Source organism: Mycobacterium sp. TH-M11 (genome assembly GCF_057473725.1).
In genome coordinates this window covers 1-2948 of the sequence record NZ_JBYCLD010000396.1, presented here as the reverse complement: position 1 = coordinate 2948, position 2948 = coordinate 1, and the positions used below count along the sequence as shown (strand labels likewise).

The 2948-nt window shown below is 64.6% G+C and carries 4 protein-coding genes; 3 read left to right on the top strand and 1 reads right to left on the bottom strand.

Annotated features, from left to right (window positions below; all coding sequences use genetic code 11):
- Together AC2VOG_RS15705 and AC2VOG_RS15700 are read left to right on the top strand one after the other, a co-directional pair.
- Positions 1-252, top strand: a 252-nt coding sequence (locus tag AC2VOG_RS15705; protein ID WP_486940801.1) for a hypothetical protein, incomplete at its 5' end; no start/stop codon positions are given.
- 15 nt (positions 253-267) lie between these two features.
- Positions 268-687 carry a hypothetical protein gene (locus AC2VOG_RS15700; protein ID WP_486940800.1) on the top strand — a complete coding sequence of 140 codons (420 nt, stop codon included), beginning with the start codon at positions 268-270 and terminating at the stop codon, positions 685-687.
- A gap of 5 nt (positions 688-692) precedes the next feature.
- Here AC2VOG_RS15700 and AC2VOG_RS15695 read toward each other — a convergent pair whose 3' ends face one another.
- Positions 693-1283 carry a TetR/AcrR family transcriptional regulator gene (locus tag AC2VOG_RS15695; protein WP_486940799.1) on the bottom strand — a complete coding sequence of 197 codons (591 nt, stop codon included), beginning with the start codon at positions 1281-1283 and terminating at the stop codon, positions 693-695.
- 204 nt (positions 1284-1487) lie between these two features.
- On the opposite strand from AC2VOG_RS15695, the gene AC2VOG_RS15690 reads away from it, so the two are divergent.
- Complete coding sequence (locus AC2VOG_RS15690) at positions 1488-2786, top strand: cytochrome P450 (protein ID WP_486940798.1); 1299 nt, start codon at positions 1488-1490, stop codon at positions 2784-2786.
- Positions 2787-2948 lie beyond the last annotated feature (162 nt).

Below are 2948 nucleotides of genomic sequence, written 5' to 3'. Positions count from 1 at the left end.
ATTGGGAACGGCACGTCCACCTTGTGCGACAACTGCCCCATGAAATTCTCCTTCACATTTGTGAGAATGATATTCTCACAGGCAGGTTACCGCAATGCCCCCGAGCGCCATGTCCCCGAGCGCCATGCACCCTATCCGGCAGCAATATTGCACATTGGCTTCGGCGCCGAGCCGCCAGACGTTAGGGTCGTCCGGAAGGCAACGTGTGCGCGATTCTTAATTCAGGAGAACGCCAATATCGCCCGTGAGTGAGCGCCGGAGGTGCCCATGACAACGATCGGTAAAGCCGTGCTGGGCGCGGCAGTGGCGGCAGTCACCGCCGCCGGGACCGCCGCGCCGTCACGAGCGGACGACCCGCCGACGCATCAGGTCCGCTACGTCATCACCGCGGCGAACCCGATCTGGGCCGACATCTATTACCTGGATCAGCAGCCGCCGAAATTCTCCGACTACAGCCACAACCCGTACCAGTTCACCCCCAACGTGCAGGCCGACGTCGGGCCGGGCCACCCATGGACGTCGCCCCCGGTGATGCTCACCGACCCCAACGACTACGCCATGGTCGTGGTCAGCACCGGGACGGAGCCGGGCACGCCGATGTTTCATTGCGCTCTCGTCATCGACGGCAAGGTCGTGAAATCCAACGACGGCCCCAAGGGCACGCTCTGTTCGCTGCGGAACTGGTGAGCTCGCTAGATCTCAGGATCGCCCTCGAGGTGGCGGAGGTAGTTCTCGACAATCGCAACGGTCTCGCGGTGGCCGGCGGACATGTCGAGAGCCTGCTCGAGCACCAGGACGCGGGACACGCTGGTCATCAGCACCGACCACACCAGCGGGGGGAATTTCACCGGGTCGACCCCGTAGCGTTCGAGGATCGTGGTGAGCGCCTTGCGTTGCTCTTCGCGAAAACGCTCGGCGTAAAGCGCGATCTCGGCCTTCAGCGCTTTGCGATGGTTGGCCAGCGCGATGAACTCCATGGTGATGGCGGTGGCCGCCGGGTCGGTGCTGAACCGCCACAACGCCCACAACGGCTGCGGCGCCTGCAACATCCGAGCCTGCACCTCAAGCCCTTCTTCGGCGCGGCGGCGAAACGCGGCCAGGAACAAATCGTCCATGGTGCGGAAGTAGTAGTGCACCAGTTGCGGCTTGAGCTCTGCCCGCTCCGCCACCCGGCGCGACGTGACTGCGGCATAACCCTCTTCGAGCATCAACTGCTCGGCGGCGTCGAGCAACACCGCGCGGTTCTTCGCGTCCGGTGCACCGATCCTGCGGGCCGAAGTCATGCCGTGGTTCCACACTCTCGCCGAAGATTTGCTGGACCTGGCTGATCGTAACGTCGAACCACGGTGTCGCCTTGACCACGACATTAACGCCATGCTAAGCAGGTGCTCAGCAAGTTCGGCACATTTGGCGAAAACAGTCCTGGGCGGCACCACATCTCGCCGTCCGGAATACCACGGGTAGACAGCCTCGGGAGGCCCGCGTACATGAGCAACTTCGATTCGATCGACTTCTTCACCGACCAGTCGCTCGTTCCCGATCCGCACCCGTACTTCGATTACCTGCGTAGCCGGAACCCGGTGCTGCGCCTGCCGCACTACAACGTCGTCGCGGTCACCGGCTGGGAAGAGGCCAACGCGGTCTACAAGGATCCCGAGACGTTCTCCAACATCGTTGCGCTCGGCGGCCCGTTCCCGCCGCTGCCGTTCGACATCGAGGGCTCGGATGATCTCGGCCCCCTGATCGACGCCCACCGCAGTCAGTTCCCGATGTTCGAGCACATGGTGACGATGGACCCGCCCGACCACACCAGGGCGCGCTCGATCCTGAGCCGGCTCCTCACCCCGAGCCGGCTCAAGGAGAACGAAGAATTCATGTGGCGCCTGGCCGATCGCCAACTCGAGGAGTTTCTCGGTAACGGCGAGTGTGAATTCATCGGCGAGTACTCCAAGCCGTTCGCCACGCTGGTGATCGCCGACCTGCTCGGTGTTCCCGAAGAGGACCACAAGGAGTTCCGTTCGGTGCTGGGCGCCGACCGTCCCGGCGCGCGGGTCGGCTCGCTCGATTTGGAGTCGGTGGGCGTCAACCCGCTGGAGTGGCTCGACGACAAGTTCTGTTCCTACATCGAGGACCGCCGCAGCTCCCCTCGCGACGACGTGCTGACGTCGCTGGCGACGGCGAAGTATCCGGACGGGTCCACGCCCGAGGTGATCGAGGTAAGTCGTTCGGCGACATTTCTTTTCGCCGCCGGCCAGGAGACCACCGCCAAGCTGCTCTCGGCGGCCCTGCAGGCGCTTGGCGACCGGCCCGGCGTCCAGCAGAGGCTGCGCGAGGACCGCAGCCTGATTCCCGGGTTCATCGAGGAATCGCTGCGGATGGAGAGCCCGGTCAAGAGCGACTCCCGACTCGCCCGCAAGGCGGCCACCATTGGCGGCGTTGACATTCCGGTCGGCACGGTTGTAATGATCCTGCCCGGCGCCGCCAATCGCGACCCCCGCCGCTTCGAGAACCCGCACGAGTTTCAGATCGATCGCAAGAACGTCCGCGAACACATGGCGTTCGCGCGCGGCGTGCATTCTTGCCCGGGCGCGCCGCTGGCCCGGGTCGAGGGCCGCGTCTCGATCGAGCGCATCCTGGACCGGATGTCCGACATCACCATCAGCGAGACCCGGCATGGTCCGGTGGACGGGCGGCGCTACACCTTCGAGCCGACCTACATCCTGCGCGGGCTATCCGATCTGCACCTCACCTTCACCCCGCGGCCCGCGCTGGCCCCGGTATCGTAGGCGGCTCAGTCGAATTCGTGCCGCGGCAATGCTATCGAGCTGACCTCGTCGGCGTATCGCAGGCAGGCTATCGCAGGCAACGCCTTTGGCGCGCAGTAACTTACGTATCCGCGCGGGTCCAGAAGGAGTGACCCGCTTGGGCGATGCAGATCAGGAACAGTC